This window comes from Pseudomonas sp. DWRC2-2 (assembly GCF_049897885.1).
Taxonomy (GTDB): Bacteria; Pseudomonadota; Gammaproteobacteria; order Pseudomonadales; family Pseudomonadaceae; genus Aquipseudomonas; species Aquipseudomonas azotoformans_A.
This window is the reverse complement of the sequence record NZ_JAFCXD010000005.1, coordinates 63,039-81,000: the sequence shown is the minus strand read 5'-3', so window position 1 is coordinate 81,000 and position 17,962 is coordinate 63,039. Positions and strand designations below refer to the sequence as shown.

Below are 17,962 nucleotides of genomic sequence, written 5' to 3'. Positions count from 1 at the left end.
GTGATGCTATCGCAGGCAAGCCAGCTCCCACAGAGGCTTGTGTCATTTTGTGGTGATATTGGCCCGCGCCGCATGCAGCTTCTTGTAGCTGTCAATCAAGCGCAAATGCCGGTCAAGCCCTTCCAGCTTCATGCTGGTCGGCGTCAAGCCATAGAAACGCACATCACCCTGCACCGAGCCAATCACCGCATCCATCCGCTCATTACCAAACATGCGACGGAAGTTGGCTTCGTAGTCGGCCAGTTCCAGGTCGTCGTCCAACTCCATCTCCAGCACCGCATTCATCGCCTGGTAGAACAGGCCACGTTCTGCAGTGTTGTCGTTGTACTGCAGGAACATCTCCACGCACTCCTTGGCCTCTTCATATTGCTGCAAGGCCAGGAAGATCAGCAGTTTCAACTCCAGGATGGTCAGTTGACCCCAGGCGGTGTTGTCATCGAACTCGATGCCGATCAGGGTGGTGATGTCGGTGTAGTCGTCCAGTTCGCTTTCGATCAGGCGCTCGACCAAGGCTTGCAACGCTTCCTCGTCGAGGCGGTGCAGGTTGAGAATGTCCTCGCGGAAAAACAGCGCCTTGTTGGTGTTGTCCCAGATCAGGTCGTCCACCGGGTAGATTTCCGAATAGTCCGGTACCAGGATGCGGCACGCAGTGGCGCCGAGGTGTTCGTACACGGCCATGTAGGACTCTTTACCCATACCCTCCAGAATGCCGAACAAGGTCGCGGCTTCCTGGGCATTGGAGTCTTCGCCTTCGCCTGAGAAGTCCCACTCGACAAACTCGTAGTCCGACTGCGAACTGAAGAAACGCCACGACACCACACCACTGGAGTCGATGAAGTGCTCGACAAAGTTGTTCGGTTCAGTCACCGCCTGGCCTTCGAAGGTCGGCTGTGGCAGGTCGTTTAGGCCCTCGAAACTGCGACCTTGCAACAGCTCGGTGAGACTGCGCTCCAGCGCCACTTCCAGGCTTGGGTGCGCGCCGAACGAGGCGAACACACCGCCAGTGCGCGGGTTCATCAGGGTCACGCACATCACCGGGAATTCGCCGCCCAGGGACGCGTCTTTCACCAGTACGGGAAAGCCTTGGGCTTCGAGGCCCTGGATACCGGCGAGAATGCCAGGGTACTTGGCCAACACCTCGGCCGGTACGTCCGGCAAGGCGAACTCGCCTTCGATGATTTCACGCTTCACGGCGCGCTCGAAGATCTCCGACAGGCACTGGACCTGGGCTTCAGCCAAGGTGTTGCCAGCGCTCATGCCGTTGCTGAGGTAGAGGTTTTCGATCAGGTTGGACGGGAAGTACACCACCTCATCGTCCGATTGGCGCACGAACGGCAGCGACACAATCCCACGCGCTTCGTTGCCGGAGTTGGTGTCGAACAGGTGCGAGCCGCGCAGTTCGCCCTCGCGGTTGTAGACCTTCAGGCAGTAGGCGTCGAGGATTTCACCTGGCAGCTCGTCGTTGGGGCCTGGCTGGAACCAGCGCTCATCCGGGTAATGCACAAACGGTGCATTGGCCAGTTCCTCACCCCAGAACTGATCGTTGTAGAAAAAGTTGCAGTTGAGCCGTTCGATGAACTCACCGAGTGCCGACGCCAGGGCGCCCTCTTTGGTCGCGCCCTTGCCGTTGGTGAAGCACATCGGAGAATGCGCATCGCGGATATGCAGCGACCACACGTTGGGCACGATATTGCGCCACGACGCGATTTCAATCTTCATGCCCAGGCCGGCCAGGATGCCGGACATGTTGGCGATGGTCTGCTCCAGCGGCAGGTCCTTGCCAGCGATGTAGGTGCCGCCCTCGGAGGTGGAATTGGGCATCAACAAGGCCTGTGCGTCGGCGTCCAGGTTTTCGACTTCTTCGATGACGAACTCAGGCCCGGCCTGCACCACTTTCTTGACCGTGCAACGGTCGATGGAACGCAGGATGCCTTGGCGGTCCTTGTCGGAAATGTCCGCCGGCAGCTCGACCTGGATCTTGAAGATCTGGTTATAGCGGTTTTCCGGGTCGACGATGTTGTTCTGCGACAGGCGAATATTCTCGGTGGGGATATTGCGCGTCTGGCAGTACAACTTCACGAAGTACGCCGCGCACAACGCCGACGACGCCAGGAAGTAATCGAACGGCCCCGGTGCCGAGCCATCGCCTTTGTAGCGGATGGGCTGGTCGGCAATCACCGTGAAGTCGTCGAACTTGGCTTCAAGCCGGAGGTTGTCGAGAAAGTTGACCTTGATTTCCATGGGGGCACACCAGAATAACGGCTAAACAAAAATGGCCGCCATTATGAGGGGTTTCACCGGGAAGTTTCAGGCTTTTGACCAGTGGCTGGCGAATTGGCCAATGTGGATTAACCTTTTCGCAGATGGCGCCGATGGACTGTGGGCAACCAGGGAGTAGTCGGAATGCGCAATAACCAGCCCGTAACACAGCGTGAGATTTCCCTCGCGCCTTCGCAAAAACTCATCTCCGCCACGGATGTCCGAGGTGTCATCACTTACTGCAACGATGCCTTTGTCGAGATCAGCGGCTTTGAACGCGCCGATTTGATTGGCGCCCCGCAGAACATCGTGCGTCACCCCGATGTGCCCCCCGCCGTGTTTGCGCACATGTGGAGTGCACTCAAGCAAGGCCTGCCCTGGATGGGCATCGTCAAGAACCGCTCGAAAAACGGCGACCATTATTGGGTCAATGCCTACGTGACCCCCATATTCGATGGCAGCAAAGTGGTGGGTTTCGAGTCTGTACGGGTCAAGCCCACGGCCGATGAGATCCGTCGTGCCCAGGCCCTGTACCGCCGCATCAGCCAGGGCAAGCCGGCTGTTTCACGCCAGGACGCCTGGCTGCCGGCCGCCATCAGCTGCGTGCCTTACCTGGCAACCGGGCTAGCCGGTAGCCTCGCCGGCCTGTTCCTCAGTGCGCCCGTCGCCATTGCCGTGGCCGTTGCGGTCGCGGTACCGGTGGGCGTGCTCTGCTCGCGCTCGCGCCAAGGCAGCACATTGCGCCTGTTGCAAGGTGTGGAGCCCTCGACCTCGGATGCCTTGATCGCGCAGATGTACAGCGACGCGCGTGGGCCCCAGGCCCGTCTGGAAACGGCGTTTCTCAGCCAGAACGCACGCCTGAAGACCTGCCTCACGCGCCTGCAGGACAGCGCCGAGCAACTGAGCGCCCTGGCCGGGCAATCCGATCAGTTGGCCACCGCCAGCTCCAAGGGCCTGGACCGCCAGCGCGTCGAAACCGAACAGGTCTCGGCCGCCGTCAACCAGATGGCCGCCACCACCCAGGAAGTCGCCAGCCACGTGCAACGCACCGCCGACGCCACCCAGCAGGCCAACGTCCTGACCGGGCGCGGCCGCGAAGTGGCACGCGACACCCGCGAGGCGATCGAGCGCCTGTCTGCGGTGGTCAGCGAAACCGGCGCTACCGTGGCGCAACTGGCCAAGGACAGCGACGAAATTGGCAGCGTGGTGGATGTGATCAAAGGCATTGCCGACCAGACCAACCTGCTGGCCCTCAACGCCGCCATCGAAGCAGCGCGTGCCGGCGAGCAAGGCCGAGGTTTTGCCGTGGTGGCCGATGAAGTGCGGCAGCTGGCACAACGCACGTCCCAGTCCACCACCCAGATCCACGGCTTGATCACCCAACTGCAGGCGTCCTCCAACAATGCCGTGCAAAGTATGGAACACGGCCAACGCCAGGCCCAGGAAGGCGTGGCCTGGGTGCTGGAGGCGGACCAGGCGCTGGTCGGCATCAGCGAAGCGGTGTCCCATATCACCGACATGACAACCCAGATCGCCGCCGCCACCGAGGAACAGAGCGCGGTCGCCGAGGAAATCAGCCGCAACATCACCACCATCGCCGAACTGGCTGACCAGACGTCGATACAAGCCCATCAATCCACGGACCTGAGCAAGGAGCTGACGAACACCGCGTCCACCCAATATGCGTTGGTGGAGCGGTTCAATCGCTGATACCCCTTAAGCAGGTTCGCCTCTTTGCGGGGCGACCCGGCTTGGGTTAACGTCCTCCCACGCCCCTTGCATGAATCCCGCCCATGTCCATCACCGACAACCTCCTCGCCTTCACCTTCGCCGCCACGCTGCTGACGCTCACACCCGGCCTCGATGCGGCGCTGGTACTCAGGACCGCCACGGTGGAAGGCAAGCGCCAGGCGTTGCAAGCCACGCTGGGGATCAACGCCGGTTGCCTGCTCTGGGGCGCGGCGGTTGCCTTTGGCCTGGGTGCGTTGATCGCGGTGTCGGAAGTTGCCTTCAACCTGCTCAAGTACTGCGGCGCCGCGTACCTGGCCTGGTTGGGCTTGAACATGTTGCTGCGCCCACGTCGCTCATTGGCGAGCGCCGAGGTGCAGGGCAAACCTGCCGGCAACTGGTTTATCAAGGGCATGCTGGGCAACGTGCTCAACCCCAAGGTGGGGATTTTCTACGTGTCCTTCCTGCCACAGTTCATTCCCCAGGGTCAGCCGTTGATCCTCTGGACGTTCGGTCTGGTCAGTATCCACGTGCTGCTTGGCGTGATCTGGGCACTGGTGCTGATCGGTGCTACGCAGCCGCTTTCCGGCTTCCTGCGCCGCGAAAAGGTCATCCAGTGGATGGACCGCACCACCGGCCTGATCTTTGTGTTGTTCGCTGCACGGCTGGCGTTCAGCAAGCGTTGAGGCGCATTGAAAGTTCGATGTCATCGGTAAACGGCACCGACAAGTAGCCGTTCTCCGGGGCGCGCACGTAGGCCAGGTATTCAGGGCAATAATCGGTGTTGTCTGCCACCACCAGTGCCCCGGGGCGCAGGTGGCGTTCCACCAGGTTCAGCACGTCGCCATACAGCGTCTTGGCGCCGTCCAGCAGCAACAGATCGACAACCTCTGGCAAGTCGCTGGCCAGGGTCACCAGCGCGTCACCTTCGCGGATATGGATCAGGTCGCTCACGCCGCCTTCGATGAAATGCTCGCGCGCCAGGGCGATTTTAGAGGCTTCGAATTCGCTGCCGATCAGCACACCGCCGCCGTTGTCGCGCAGTGCGGCAGCCAGGAACAAGGTCGACAGCCCAAACGAAGTACCAAACTCGACAATCGCCCGCGCCTTGTTGCTGCGAGCCAGCATGTAGAGCAGCTTGCCGGTGTCCTGGGACACGGGTAGCCACAGGTCCTTGAGCATCGAATACAGCGCCACGTACTCGGTTTTGCTGTGCATCAGCCGTTCGCGTTCTGCCTGAGAGACCGAGTTCAGCTGCGGGCTGGTGGCCGCATCGGCCTGGGCGTAAAGACGTTCAATCAGGGGCGCCAAAGGCGCGGTGGTCAGGCTCGACATAATTGATTTCCAGTGAGTTGGGACTAAGATGCGACTAATTCGTCGCATTAAAAGTATGCGAGTGATTCGCATCCTTCGCTATTCGCATTAGCCCTGCTTCAGGAGCCCTGTATGACCAACCGCCAGACCCCGCGTATTTCCACGCGTAAACAGCCGCAACAGGCCCGTTCCACCGAGTTGGTGGCGGCAATTCTGCAGGCGGCTATTCAGGTTTTGGCCAAGGAAGGCGCCACCCGTTTCACCACCGCACGGGTCGCGGAAAAGGCCGGCGTGAGCGTGGGTTCGGTGTACCAATACTTCCCCAACAAAGCAGCGATTCTGTTCCGGTTGCAGAGTGATGAGTGGCAGCAGACCACCCAGATGCTGCGCGACATCCTGGAGAAACGCGACGAGACGCCACTGGACCGCCTGCGCACGTTGGTGCACGCCTTTATCGAGTCGGAATGCGAAGAAGCACAGATGCGCGGCGCGCTGAGCGACGCGGCGCCGCTCTATCGCGATGCGCCGGAGGCCCTGGAGGTGCGTGCGGCGGGACGCCAGGCGTTCAAGGGGTTCATGCTGGAATTGTTGCCTGAGGTGTCGGTTGATACGCGGATATTGGCCAGCGATTTGATCCTGACCACGCTCAGTTCAGTGGGGAAAGAGTTCTCCAACAGTCCGCGAACGGCTGAAGAAATTGCGGTGTACTCCGAGGGGATGGCGGATATGTTTCGTGCGTATGTGAATGCGCTCAACCGGGTCCAAAGGACAACCGATACCTCATTTCTTCCAGAGTGACACCTCCCCTCTGAAGATGACGTTCACTCCCCGGGTCCTCAACGCAGCCCATCCTGCGATAAAACCGGATAGCCCTTTCATTACGGCTCAAGACCCAAAGCGTCAAACACTCATACCCCTGCTCCATCAAGAACTGTAGGCCCGCGTTCCACAAGGCTAGCCCGACACCGGTTTGCCAATATTTGGCTAAAACATAAATGGCCATGACCTCACCGGTGTTTGCTCCGGCAGCTTCTTCGTCACGACTGGCACCGACCGATATCCAGCCGATAACTTTCCCATCCAGCTCGGCGACCCACACATCGGACTCGCCCGACTCAATCGAGCGAACCCAAAAGGATTCACGCCGAGCCAGCGTTGCGTCCAATCCCTTCAAGAACTCGGCAGGCATCAAGTCACGATAGGCTTCCTGCCAACTGCGGATATGCACCTGGGCGATGGCGTTGGCGTCGCCAGGTAACGCTTTGCGGATCATTGATCGATTCCTTATTCAGTCAATGTCCTTCAAGTAAACCCAACCTTCATGACCGTTTACCCTCATGGTATGTTTCGACCCTCGACCGCAAAAGGAGGTGCCATGCAATCGTTAGCCACCAACGCTGCACTGCTGATCATCGACATGCAGCAAGGCATGAACCAGCCCAAGCTGGGGCGACGCAACAATCCGGATGCGGAAGTGCAGATGCAGCGCCTGCTGAATGCATGGCGTCAATCCGGCTGGCCTGTCGTCCACATCCGGCACATCTCCCGCTCGCCCGACTCGGTGTTCTGGCCGGGTCAACCGGGTTGCGAATTCCAGCCCGCGCTGCAACCGCTGGCGCATGAACATGTGGTCGAAAAGAACGTTCCGGATGCCTTCGTCGCCTCAGGGCTGGAACGCTGGCTGCATGCACGCGGGATCCGGCAGTTGGTGATCGTCGGCGTGATCACCAACAACTCGGTCGAGGCCACGGCGCGCTCCGGCGGTAACTTGGGTTTTGCGGTGACGGTAGTTTCGGATGCGTGCTACACCTTCGATCAAACCGATTTGTCCGGGCGCCTGTGGCCGGCTGAAGACGTGCATGCACTGTCGCTGAGCAACCTGGCGATGGACTATGCCCGTGTCGTAGAGACTGACGAGATCCTCGCTCACCTCGCGACGGGCTAAGGCTCGCTTAACAGAGCCGCAATCTTTTCACGCAACGCCCCATGCTCACCTTCCGCATACGGCACCGCGTTTTTCCAATCGTAAAACCAAGCCGGCATCGTGCGTTTGTCGTCCGGCTCCGAGGCGTAGCGTGGGAAGATGTGACAATGCAGTTCCGGCTCGGAATTGCCCAGGATCTCGTAGTTCATACGCAGCGCACCGGTGGCCTGCAACACCGCATCGCCCAGGCGGGCCATGTCCAGCAGGTAGGCAGTGCGGGCCTCGGTATCGAGGTCGTTCAGACTGGCAACGACCGGGTCGGGCAGCAGCAGGCAATAACCCGGTAAAAACTGTACATCGCCCATGACAGCCCAGCCCGAAGCCATGCGGCAGATGACTTTGTCGTTGGCGCCATTGCGGGCCAGCGCGACGCGTTCCGTGATAAGGGGCATGCATTGTCCTTGATCTGAGTGAGTCCAGGCGGCATCTTAACGCTCTTACAGCACCGGACCTATTCCATGCGAATCGCCTGCCTGCACACCGCAACCAGCAATATCGGCGTGTTTGACACGGCCGCGAGCACCTTGGGTATCGACCCAGGCGTGATCCACCATACAGTCCGTGCCGACCTGCTGGCCGCAGCAGAACACGCCGGTCGCCTCACCGAAGAGATTGCCGAGTCAACCCAATCGGCACTGCTCGCCCTCGCCCAACACGCGGAGGTGGTGGTGCTGACCTGTTCGACCTTGGGTCCATCGATCGAGAGCATCACGCCTGATGTTCGAGTGCCTATCTTGAGAGCTGATGAAGCGCTGGCGGCGACGGCGCTGGGGGCTGGCAAAAAGGTCGTGGTGTTGTGCGCCGTCGAGACCACCTTAGAGCCAACCTCGCAGCTTTTTCACACGGCTGCACGGCGATCAAATGCAGTGATCGATATACAGTTGGTGGCGGGAGCATGGACCTTGTTCAAGGCAGGTGACATTGACGGCTACCTGGCAGCCATCGCCAAATCTGCTGATCAAGCCTATGAGCATGGCGCGGATGTGGTTGCGCTGGCACAGGCCTCAATGAGCGATGCCGCGCGCTATGTCACCTTGGGCCCGCGCCCCCTCACCAGTGCAATAGCCGGGCTGGAGTCAGCCGTGCGCACACTGCAAAACCCTCTCTAGGTAAGCGTCCAGGACCTCGACATTCGCTGACGATACAATCGCGCCGATATAGCCATCAGGTCGCACCAGCACCCAATCGCCAATTGCCAGCCCGTAGGCCTGTTGAAAGTGACCCTGGTCGTCGAGCAGGTCACCCCCTGACCCAACGATGTGGACACGCATGCCTGGCCGTGCCTGCACTGAATCCCGCGTTACGCCATAGCCCAGCAGCGTCCAGTGCGTTCCCTTGAACAGGTTGAACAGCCGCACTACTTGCCCAGCGGCGCCTCGGACGGGCGCATCCGGTGCTCGATTCCCTGGCGAAACGTTGATGCGCACAGGGTGTGCCAGCGCCAGCGAGGACGCCGGATAGCCAATGTCCAACTGATGCACTTCCCTGCCCCGACGCAGTTCACCGTTCTTCATCTCATCCAGCAGTCGGGTGGACAGACCGAGAACGGAAGCAGCGACAGGCCGACGCTCCTCTTCATAGCTATCCAGTAAATCATCACACGCCCCCTGTACCACCGCCGCCAGCTTCCAGCCAAGGTTGTAAGCGTCCTGCACGCTGGTATTCAGACCCTGGCCGCCGGTGGGCGGATGGATATGGGCGGCGTCCCCCACCAGCAGCACTCTCCCCACGCGGTATTGATCCGCCAGGCGAGCATTCATGGTGTAGGCCGACGACCAAGACACCGCGTGCACCTGGATATCGGCGCGACCGGTGCGATGGGCGATGATTGCGGTGAGCCCCTCGGCACTGAAATCGACGTCAAGATCCGCGGGAATCGGCCCCTGAATCTGGAACAGCTCGGTGCCGGCCAGGGGGCATATCGCAATCTGGCGCTGCATATCGCCGTCACCAAAACGGTGCCAGGCATCACGCGTGAGGCCGCTAAGTTCGACATCCGCCACCAAAGCGCGTACGCCAAGGGTCTTGCCGGGAAAGCCGATATCCAGGGCATGTCGAACAAAACTGCGCCCCCCATCAGCACCCACCAACCAACGCACACGGATGTGTTCTTCACCTGCGTTGCCGATCAGCCGTGCGGTGACTGCGTTGCCGTCCTGCTCAAATCCAACCAGTTCACAAGCAAATTCAGGCTGATGCCCCCACTCAAGCAGACGTTCGCGCATCACGCGCTCGGTCAAAAACTGCGGCACCATCAACGGTTGTCGGTAAGGCTCGGCGGGCATCGACGCCTTGGATTCTGTGAATTCTGTTTCGCTGTAGCTGCCATCGTCGCGGTAGCGCCGGTCAGTCGGATAGACTCCACCCACTGCCATCAGACGGTCGAGAATCCCCAGGTCTTCGAACACTTCCTGAGACCTTGGCTGGATACCTTTACCGCGTGAACCCTGGAAGGGATGCGCATTTTTTTCGATCAGCCGAAAAGTGATACCCCTTCTCGCCAGGTCGATTGCCAAGGTCAGGCCGGCGGCACCGGCACCGCAAATCAGTACATCGACAGCGAATTGCGCTTTCATACTGGATCACCTATATGTGCAATACGCACATATTAAGAGAGGCGAACACCGTGTCAATTAAAAATGTGCAAAAAGCACATATATCCGCCCAACTGCGTGACCTGCATGGTTCATTGGTTGAGATCGTGGGGGTGATGAACCGCCCGCAGCGCGACGAAGCGATGGTGCGCGAAGCCGGGATTTCACTGGATCGCGCCCTGTTTCCGCTGCTGGTGCTGGTGGAAAGGTTGGGGCCGATCGGCGTAGTCGAACTGGCTGACCGCGTGGGCCGTGACTACACCACCGTGAGCCGGCAGGTGGCGAAGCTGGAAAGCCTGGGCTTGGTTCTGCGCCAGGCAAGCGCAGTCGACCGCCGCGTACGCGAGTCGGTGATTACCGAGAAAGGCAAAGCCATGACTGACCGCGTCGACGACGCGCGGGAGAGGATCGGTGTGTCGATCTTCTCCACCTGGGATGAAGGCGACTTCGACAATCTGGTGCGGCTGATGCGCAAGTTTGCCGAGGATATCAAGGATGACTCGGTGCGTGCGACGAAGGGCATTTCCTAAGGCCATGCACGTTTCCTGTGGCAAGCGGGGCAAGCCCGCTTGCCACACAGCATCAATCCAATGCCAATTCCACCACCCCAGCGTTCAACCGCACCGGCCACACCCGCAGTCTCTGATCAGGCGCCTCCAGACACTGCCCATCCTCGAGCCGGTAATGCTGCTTGTAGATCGGCGCCGCCACCACCAGGTCACCCTTGATACTGCCGATCAAGCCGCGCCCGATCACATTCGCGCCGGATTCCGGGTCATGGTTGTCGATGGCAAACAACGTCTGGTCCTGCGCACCCGGCAGGTAGAACAGCGCCACTTGCGCGCCGTCCAGCCACACCACCACGCCGGAATTGCTCACCAGGTCGGTCTCGCTGCACACACCTTTCCAGGTGGCCAGGTTGCGTTGCGGGTTGGTTTGGCTCATCAGGCAATCTCCTCGGTGACGGGAATCAGGTTGAGTTCGGCGGCCATGATCGGCCGGCGTTGCCCGCGTTCCTGGACGAAGTGGATGTCCGGGTCGGGGCGTTTGTCGTTGACGAAGGTGCGAAAGCGCTTGAGTTTTTCCGGGTCTGCGAGAGCGTTGGCCCATTCGCATTCGTAGCGGTCGACCACCAGTTGCATCTGCGCTTCCAGCTCTGCGCCGAGGCCCAGGCTGTCGTGCAGGATCACGTCCTTGAGGAAATCCAGGCCGCCTTCGAGGCTTTCGCGCCAGACCGAGGTGCGTTGCAGCTTGTCGGCGGTGCGGATGTAGAACATCAGGAAGCGGTCGATGTAGCGGATCAGCGTGGCGTCATCCAGGTCAGTGGCGAACAGCTCCGCATGGCGTGGGCGCATGCCGCCGTTGCCGGCGATGTAGAGGTTCCAACCTTTCTCGGTGGCGATCACGCCCACGTCCTTGCTCTGGGCTTCGGCGCATTCACGGGTACAGCCGGACACTGCGAATTTGAGCTTGTGCGGCGAGCGCAGGCCCTTGTAGCGATCCTCGATCAACAGCGCCATTTTCACGCTGTCCTGCACGCCGTAACGGCACCAGGTGCTGCCCACGCAGGACTTCACCGTACGCGTGGATTTGCCGTAGGCGTGTCCGGTTTCAAACCCGGCGGCGATCAGTTCGCTCCAGATATCCGGCAGTTCGTGCAGTTGCGCGCCAAACAGGTCGATGCGCTGGCCGCCGGTGATCTTGGTGTAGAGGTCGTATTTCTTCGCCACCTCGCCGATCACAATCAGCTTATCCGCAGTGATCTCACCCCCAGGAATACGCGGCACCACCGAGTAGGTGCCGTTCTTCTGCATGTTGGCCATGAACGTATCGTTGGTGTCCTGCAACGGCACCAGGGACGCGTCCATGATCGGCTGGTTCCAGCACGATGCCAGGATCGAGCCCACTGCCGGTTTGCACACGTCGCAACCGGTGTGACCACGGCCGTGTTTGGCCAGCAGTTCGTCAAAGGTGAGGATGCCTTCCACGCGCACCAGGGCGTACAACTCCTGCCGGGTGTAGGCGAAGTGTTCGCACAGGCTCTTGTCGACGCTGACGCCACGGGCGATCAGCTCATGCTCGAACACCTGCTTGAGCAAGCCAGCGCAGCCGCCGCATCCGGTGCAGGCCTTGGTCTGAGACTTGAGCAGGCCGAGGTCGCTGCAGCCGCCGTCGATGGCCGAGCAGATCGCGCCCTTGGTCACGTTGTGGCAGGAGCAGACGGTGGCCGATTCCGGCAAGGCGCCGGGGCCGAGGGTCGGGGCGCCGCTGGAGGATGGCAGGATCAGGCTGGCCGGTTCGGACGGCAGCGTGATGCTGTTTTGCATGTATTGCAGCAAGGTGTCGTAGTAGCTGTTGTCGCCCACCAACACCGCGCCGATCACATGTTTGCCTGAGGCATCCACCACCAGACGCCGATAGCTGGCGCTGGCTTCGTCGATGAACTGGTAGCTGCGCGCGCCCGGCGTGTGGGCATGGGCGTCGCCGATGGAGCCCACGTCGACGCCGAGCAACTTGAGCTTGGTCGACATGTCGGCGCCCACAAACGGTTCGGCGGTTTGCGCGCACAGTAGCGCGGCGACGCCTCGGGCCATCTGGTAGCCCGGCGCGACCAGGCCGAACAGGCTACCGTTCCAGGACGCGCATTCGCCAATCGCGTAGATGTTCGGGTCGATGCTCAGGCATTCGTCGTTGATCACCACGCCGCCACGCGGGCCGATGTCCAGGCCGGCCTGGCGGGCCAGTGCATCCTGGGCGCGGATGCCGGCGGAGAACACGATCAGGTCGGTTTCGAGGAACTCGTCATTGGCAAAATTCATGCGGTAGCGGTACTGCTCGCCCGCGCTGATGGATTGGGTGGCGCGCGACAAATGCACGCCCACGCCCAGTCGCTCGATCTGCGCCTTGAGCGCCAGGCCGCCAAAGTCGTCGAGTTGCACCGGCATCAGGCGCGGCGCGAATTCCACCACATGGGCTTCAAGGCCGAGGCTTTTCAGGGCGTTGGCGGCTTCCAGGCCCAACAGGCCACCGCCCACTACCACACCGCGTTTCGCATTGGCGGCGGCCTTACGAATCGCGTCCAAATCCTCAAGGGTGCGATACACCAGCCGTGAATCGCCTTCGGCGCCTTCGATAGGCGGCACGAACGGATAGGAACCGGTGGCCAACACCAGCTTGTCATAGGCGACGCAGCCGTCGGCGGTGATCACCTCACAGCGGGCGCGATCGATCTCTAGCACCGGTACGCCCAGGTGCAGGGTCACACCTGGCGTCTGGTACAACGCGGCGTCGGACAAGGCCAGCGACTCGGCATCGCGGCCGGTGAAGTATTCAGACAGGTGCACCCGGTCATAGGCGCGCATCGGCTCTTCGCTGAACACATGCAAACGGTAGTGATCCAGCGCACCGCGCTCGATCAATTGCGCCACACAGTGGTGGCCGACCATGCCATTGCCGACGACGATCAAGGTTTTGAGATGGTTCATAGTAAGCACCCGACAACGCTCATCACGGTTTTAAAAAAGCAAAAAAAAACGCCTGAAACCTTTCGGTTCCAGGCGTCTTTGCCTGTTCTTATGCGGGTTCGGATCGGGCGACTTCGCCGGATTCTCCGCTATATGCCCCGGTGTCGATCGTCGTTGACCGAAGTGGGTTGAGGGGGAGCTTGCAGGGTCTGTGCCAAGCGGATGCAAGGCCTGTGTTCACGGCTCAACAGGTGAGTCGACAATGCCAAGCACCACTTCCAACGCCTCCAACTGGTGCATCTCGCGTCATAAAAGTGCACAGCTCTCCAGGAATGAATAGTTTCCTGTGGTGAGCGGGCCAGTTCGCCTAACAAACCCCGTCGTGCAAAACCTGGCGCGTGACTTGCTAGGAAAACATCAACCAAGCAGTCAACGCTGACTGCCCTCTCACGACAAAGGCGCCGTGTAATCCCCGTTCTGAACGGAGGGTTGCAAGGCGCCTTTTTTGTTTACGCAGGTTTCAGATGGCCAACCAAAACATACGCAGTGTGTGTCCCTATTGTGGCGTGGGGTGTGGCATCGTCATGCAGGTGCAAGACAATAAAGTGGTCAAGGTGATCGGCGACAAGGCCCATCCCACCAACTTTGGCCGCCTGTGCACCAAGGGCACCACCTGCGGGCAAGCCATCGTCGAGTCCGGGCGCATGGAAAACGCCTATGTACGCCAGGCCCGGCAGAATGACCCGGTGCGCATCGGCATGGACAACGCCCTCCGCGAAACCGCGCGCCGCCTGCGTCACACCCTCGACACCCACGGCCCGGACGCCTTGGCCTTCTACGTGTCAGGGCAGATGTCGCTGGAGTCCCAATACCTCATCAATAAATTGGCCAAGGGCTTCGTCCGCACCGCCAACATCGAGTCCAACTCGCGGCTGTGCATGGCCAGCGCCGGCAGTGGCTACAAACTTTCCCTCGGCGCCGACGGCCCGCCGGGGTCCTATGAAGACTTCGATCGCGCCGAGCTGTTCTTCGTGATCGGCGCGAACATGGCTGACTGTCACCCGATCCTGTTCCTGCGCATGATGGACCGGGTCAAGGCCGGGGCGAAGCTGATCGTGGTCGACCCCAGGCGCAGCGCCACGGCGGACAAGGCCGACCTGTTCCTGCCGATCAAACCCGGCACTGACCTGGCGTTGCTCAATGGCCTGCTGCACCTGCTGGTCAAAAACGGCCATACCGACCCTGCCTTTATCGCCGCCTTTACCCAAGGCTGGGAGGCGATGCCCGAATTCCTCGAGGACTATTCGCCAGAGCACGTCGCCGCCATCACCGGCCTGGCCGAAGCCGATATCCGCCAAGCCGCCGACTGGATCGGCCAGGCCGCCGAGTGGATGAGCTGCTGGACCATGGGCCTCAACCAGAGCACCCACGGCACCTGGCACACCAACGCCCTGTGCAACCTACACCTGGCGACAGGCGCCATTTGCCGGCCGGGCAGCGGGCCGTTTTCCCTCACGGGTCAACCCAATGCCATGGGCGGGCGCGAAATGGGTTACATGGGTCCTGGACTGCCGGGGCAACGTTCGGTGTTGGTCGAGGCCGACCGCACCTTTATCGAAGAGCTGTGGCAGATCCCCCACGACAGCCTGCCGCGTCAGTCCGGCAACGGCACCGTGGCGATGTTCGAACAGATGGCCGCCGGGCAGATCAAGGCCTGCTGGATCATCTGCACCAACCCGGTCGCCAGCGTGCCTAACCGACAAACCGTGATCAAAGGCCTGCAAACCGCCGAACTGGTGATCACCCAGGATGCTTTTCTCGATACCGAGACCAACCGCTACGCCGACATCCTGTTGCCCGGCGCGCTGTGGGCCGAGGCCGAAGGGGTGATGATCAACTCCGAGCGCAACCTGACCCTGATGCAAAAAGCCGTCGACGCGCCTGGCGAGACCCTGCCCGACTGGCAGATCATCGCCAGGGTCGCCTGTGAGATGGGCTTTGCCGATGCGTTCACCTATGCATCCGCCGCCGACGTGTTTGAAGAAATCAAACGCGCCTGGAACCCCAAGACCGGCTACGACATTCGTGGCGCGAGCTACCCGCGCCTGCGTGAGAAACCGCTGCAATGGCCCTGCGCATCGGAGGATGGGGCGGACCGCAACCCGATCCGCTACCTGGACACAGGCACCCTCGCCTTCGCCACCGAAAACGGCAAAGCCCAGTTCTTCGCCCGCCCCTATATGCCACCCGCAGAAATGCCGGATGACGCGTTCCCCTTTGTGCTGAACACCGGCCGCGTGCAGCACCAATGGCACACCCTGACCAAGACCGGCAAGGTCGCGACCCTGAACAAACTCAACCCCGGCCCCTTCGTGGAATTACACCCCGAAGACGCAGCAACGCTGGGCATCAAAAACAAGGATCAGGTCGAGATACGCTCCCAGCGCGGCCGCGCCGTACTGCCCGCCGTGGTCATCGACCGTGTACGGCCAGGCAACTGCTTTGCGCCGTTCCACTGGAACGATGTGTTCGGTGAACACCTGGCCATCAACGCCGTGACCAACGACGCGGTAGACCCGATCTCCTTGCAGCCGGAGTTCAAGCACTGCGCTGTCGCCCTGGCCCGCGTCGAGCTGATCGACCATCAATTCCTGGACCGCCCTTCCCCCGTAGCAGAGGACACTCCCATGTCGCGCCTCGACGCCTTCGCCGAAATCGCCGGCATCCGCAACCTCCCCGCGCCACCCCTGAGCGAGCCTGAGCGCACCTACCTCGCCGGTTTCCTCTGCGGCTTGCAAGCCAATACCGCACGCCAGGCCGTAGACGTGCCGATCCTGCCCACCAATGCACCGTTGGCCGATGCGTCACGGCTGTGGCTGAACGGCTTGCTCGGCGGTTTGTACAGCCATACGCAATCCCTCGCGGCGCCCTCCCCAGCCGTCACCTTGTTGTGGGCCTCGCAAACCGGCAACGCCGAAGCCTTGGCCGAGCGTTTTGCGAAACGGCTGCGCGACGCGGGCATTGCCGTGGAACTGAGCGCGATGGCGGATTTCCCAGCGAGCAGACTGGCAAGCACCCACACCCTGGCGCTGATCAGCAGCACCTTTGGCGACGGCGACCCACCGGACAATGGCGAAGGGTTCTGGCACAGCCTCAGCACCGCCGAGACGCGCCTGGAGTCCTTGCGCTTCGCGGTGCTGGCCCTGGGTGATCCGAACTACGAGCAGTTCTGCAACCACGGTAAAAAACTCGACCAGCGTCTGTTGGAACTGGGCGCCACCCGCCTGCTGGAGCGCGTTGACTGCGACACCGAATTCGAAGCACTGGCCGACGCGTGGCTGGTGCGTTTCCAACAAACCCTGGCCCCGGCAAAGCCCGTAGCGCCCGCCACCCCCGCCGGAAAAACCAAGCTGTACGGCTCACGCCTGCTGCTCAACCGACACCTGAACCCGCACAGCGTCCACAAGGAAACCCGCCAATTTGCCCTGGACCTGACCGACTCCGGGCTGACCTACGAAGCCGGTGATGCCCTGGGTGTGCGGCCGCGCAACTGCCCCGAACTGGTCAGCGAGTTGCTCGACCTCACCCGCCTGAACGCCCATACCAGCGTAAACATCGACACCTTCGGCGATGTGCCGCTGCAACAGGCCCTGACCCAGCACTTCGAAATCGCCCGGCCCAGCAGCGACACCCTGGCTTTCATCGCGGAGCGCAGCGCCAATCCTGGCCTCAAGCACTTGCTCAACCCCGAACATAAGGCCGAACTGAATGACTGGCTCTGGGGCCGGCAACTGGCGGATGTGTTGCTGGAATACCCCGTCGAGTGTTCGGCGGATGAACTGCTGGGCACCCTCAAGCGCCTGCAACCGCGCCTGTATTCAATCGCGTCCAGCGCCAAGGCCTATCCACAGGAAGTGCACCTCACCGTGGCCGCCGTGCGTTACGGCAAACGTAAAGGCGTGTCCTCGACCTTCCTGGCTGACCGGGTCGGCGACGGCGAGGTGCCGTTGTTCATCCAGCCATCCAAACACTTCCGCACGCCCACTGACGGCGACGTGCCGATGATCATGATCGGCCCCGGCACCGGCATCGCGCCCTTTCGCGCGTTCTTGCAGGAACGTCGCGCGCTGGGCCATCAGGGCCGCAACTGGCTGTTCTTCGGTGAACAGCACGCCGCCAGCGATTTCTACTATCAAGACGAACTGCAAGGCATGCAGCGCGACGGCCTGCTCAACCACTTGAGCCTGGCGTTCTCGCGCGACCAGGCGCAAAAGGTCTACGTGCAGGACCGCATCCGCGAACAGGGCGACGAACTGTGGCGTTGGTTGCAGGACGGCGCGAGGCTGTACATCTGCGGCGACGCCAGCCACATGGCCAAAGATGTCGACCAGGCCTTGCGCCAAGTCGCGCAAACCCACGGCGGGCTTGGCGTCGAGGGTGCCGTGGAGTACTGGCGGCAGCTGAGTGAGCAGAAGCGTTACCTGCGTGATGTGTATTGATTGGATACAGAACAATAAGCACTTTGTATTGTGTACAAAAAACCCTAAAGATTTACCGGAGCCGGGCCGAAACAGCAGTGATAGCAAATCGCCGCAATCCTGATCCAGGTGCGCGACGAT

Annotated in this window: 14 protein-coding genes; 7 read left to right on the top strand and 7 right to left on the bottom strand. The window is 61.2% G+C overall.

The features are described 5' to 3' along the window. Nucleotides 1–42 precede the first annotated feature (42 nt). Complete coding sequence (locus ACP7EW_RS22080) at nt 43–2,241, bottom strand: OsmC domain/YcaO domain-containing protein (RefSeq protein WP_426219703.1); 2,199 nt, start codon at nt 2,239–2,241, stop codon at nt 43–45. A 162-nt stretch (nt 2,242–2,403) separates the two neighbouring features. Between ACP7EW_RS22080 and ACP7EW_RS22075 the strand changes: the two genes are divergently transcribed. Together ACP7EW_RS22075 and ACP7EW_RS22070 are read left to right on the top strand one after the other, a co-directional pair. Further along, on the top strand, nt 2,404–3,969 hold the full coding sequence (locus ACP7EW_RS22075; protein ID WP_426219701.1) for a methyl-accepting chemotaxis protein: 1,566 nt from the start codon (nt 2,404–2,406) through the stop codon (nt 3,967–3,969). Nucleotides 3,970–4,052: 83 nt separating this feature from the next. Next, the gene (locus tag ACP7EW_RS22070; RefSeq protein ID WP_426219698.1) at nt 4,053–4,673 is read left to right on the top strand and encodes a LysE family translocator; all 621 of its coding nucleotides are present in this window, start codon (nt 4,053–4,055) and stop codon (nt 4,671–4,673) included. Here ACP7EW_RS22070 and ACP7EW_RS22065 read toward each other — a convergent pair. Next, nucleotides 4,660–5,322 (bottom strand): O-methyltransferase, encoded by a 663-nt coding sequence (locus ACP7EW_RS22065; protein WP_426219696.1) that lies wholly within the window; start codon nt 5,320–5,322, stop codon nt 4,660–4,662. The genes ACP7EW_RS22070 and ACP7EW_RS22065 overlap by 14 nt on opposite strands. Nucleotides 5,323–5,433: 111 nt before the next feature. Between ACP7EW_RS22065 and ACP7EW_RS22060 the strand changes: the two genes are divergently transcribed. Then, complete coding sequence (locus ACP7EW_RS22060; protein ID WP_426219694.1) at nt 5,434–6,099, top strand: TetR family transcriptional regulator; 666 nt, start codon at nt 5,434–5,436, stop codon at nt 6,097–6,099. On the opposite strand, the gene ACP7EW_RS22055 is transcribed toward ACP7EW_RS22060, so the two are convergent. After that, on the bottom strand, nt 6,053–6,574 hold the full coding sequence (locus ACP7EW_RS22055; RefSeq protein WP_426219692.1) for a GNAT family N-acetyltransferase: 522 nt from the start codon (nt 6,572–6,574) through the stop codon (nt 6,053–6,055). The two genes, ACP7EW_RS22060 and ACP7EW_RS22055, sit on opposite strands and share 47 nt — an antisense overlap. 102 nt (nt 6,575–6,676) lie before the next feature. Here ACP7EW_RS22055 and ACP7EW_RS22050 point away from each other — a divergent pair, with 102 nt between their 5' ends. Further along, complete coding sequence (locus tag ACP7EW_RS22050) at nt 6,677–7,246, top strand: cysteine hydrolase family protein (protein WP_426219690.1); 570 nt, start codon at nt 6,677–6,679, stop codon at nt 7,244–7,246. Here ACP7EW_RS22050 and ACP7EW_RS22045 read toward each other — a convergent pair. Beyond that, nucleotides 7,243–7,677, bottom strand: coding sequence for an HIT family protein (locus ACP7EW_RS22045; RefSeq protein ID WP_426219688.1), 435 nt, complete (start codon nt 7,675–7,677; stop codon nt 7,243–7,245). The genes ACP7EW_RS22050 and ACP7EW_RS22045 overlap by 4 nt on opposite strands. A gap of 66 nt (nt 7,678–7,743) precedes the next feature. Here ACP7EW_RS22045 and ACP7EW_RS22040 point away from each other — a divergent pair, with 66 nt between their 5' ends. Next, the gene (locus ACP7EW_RS22040; protein WP_178952512.1) at nt 7,744–8,394 is read left to right on the top strand and encodes an aspartate/glutamate racemase family protein; all 651 of its coding nucleotides are present in this window, start codon (nt 7,744–7,746) and stop codon (nt 8,392–8,394) included. Here ACP7EW_RS22040 and ACP7EW_RS22035 read toward each other — a convergent pair. Continuing rightward, on the bottom strand, nt 8,362–9,861 hold the full coding sequence (locus tag ACP7EW_RS22035) for an FAD-dependent oxidoreductase (protein WP_426219686.1): 1,500 nt from the start codon (nt 9,859–9,861) through the stop codon (nt 8,362–8,364). The two genes, ACP7EW_RS22040 and ACP7EW_RS22035, sit on opposite strands and share 33 nt — an antisense overlap. 50 nt (nt 9,862–9,911) lie before the next feature. On the opposite strand from ACP7EW_RS22035, the gene ACP7EW_RS22030 reads away from it, so the two are divergent. Then, on the top strand, nt 9,912–10,409 hold the full coding sequence (locus tag ACP7EW_RS22030; protein ID WP_033896578.1) for a MarR family winged helix-turn-helix transcriptional regulator: 498 nt from the start codon (nt 9,912–9,914) through the stop codon (nt 10,407–10,409). Between the two features lie 52 nt (nt 10,410–10,461). Here the strand turns inward: ACP7EW_RS22030 and nirD are convergent, their stop codons facing one another. Beyond that, entirely contained in the window at nt 10,462–10,824 is a 363-nt protein-coding gene (nirD, locus tag ACP7EW_RS22025; protein ID WP_061437189.1) for a nitrite reductase small subunit NirD, read from the bottom strand. Then, nucleotides 10,824–13,364 carry a nitrite reductase large subunit NirB gene (gene nirB, locus ACP7EW_RS22020; RefSeq protein ID WP_426219683.1) on the bottom strand — a complete coding sequence of 847 codons (2,541 nt, stop codon included), beginning with the start codon at nt 13,362–13,364 and terminating at the stop codon, nt 10,824–10,826. Before nirB ends, nirD begins: the two co-directional genes overlap by 1 nt. A 503-nt stretch (nt 13,365–13,867) precedes the next feature. On the opposite strand from nirB, the gene ACP7EW_RS22015 reads away from it, so the two are divergent. Further along, on the top strand, nt 13,868–17,842 hold the full coding sequence (locus tag ACP7EW_RS22015) for a molybdopterin-dependent oxidoreductase (protein ID WP_426219681.1): 3,975 nt from the start codon (nt 13,868–13,870) through the stop codon (nt 17,840–17,842). Nucleotides 17,843–17,962: the final 120 nt, after the last annotated feature.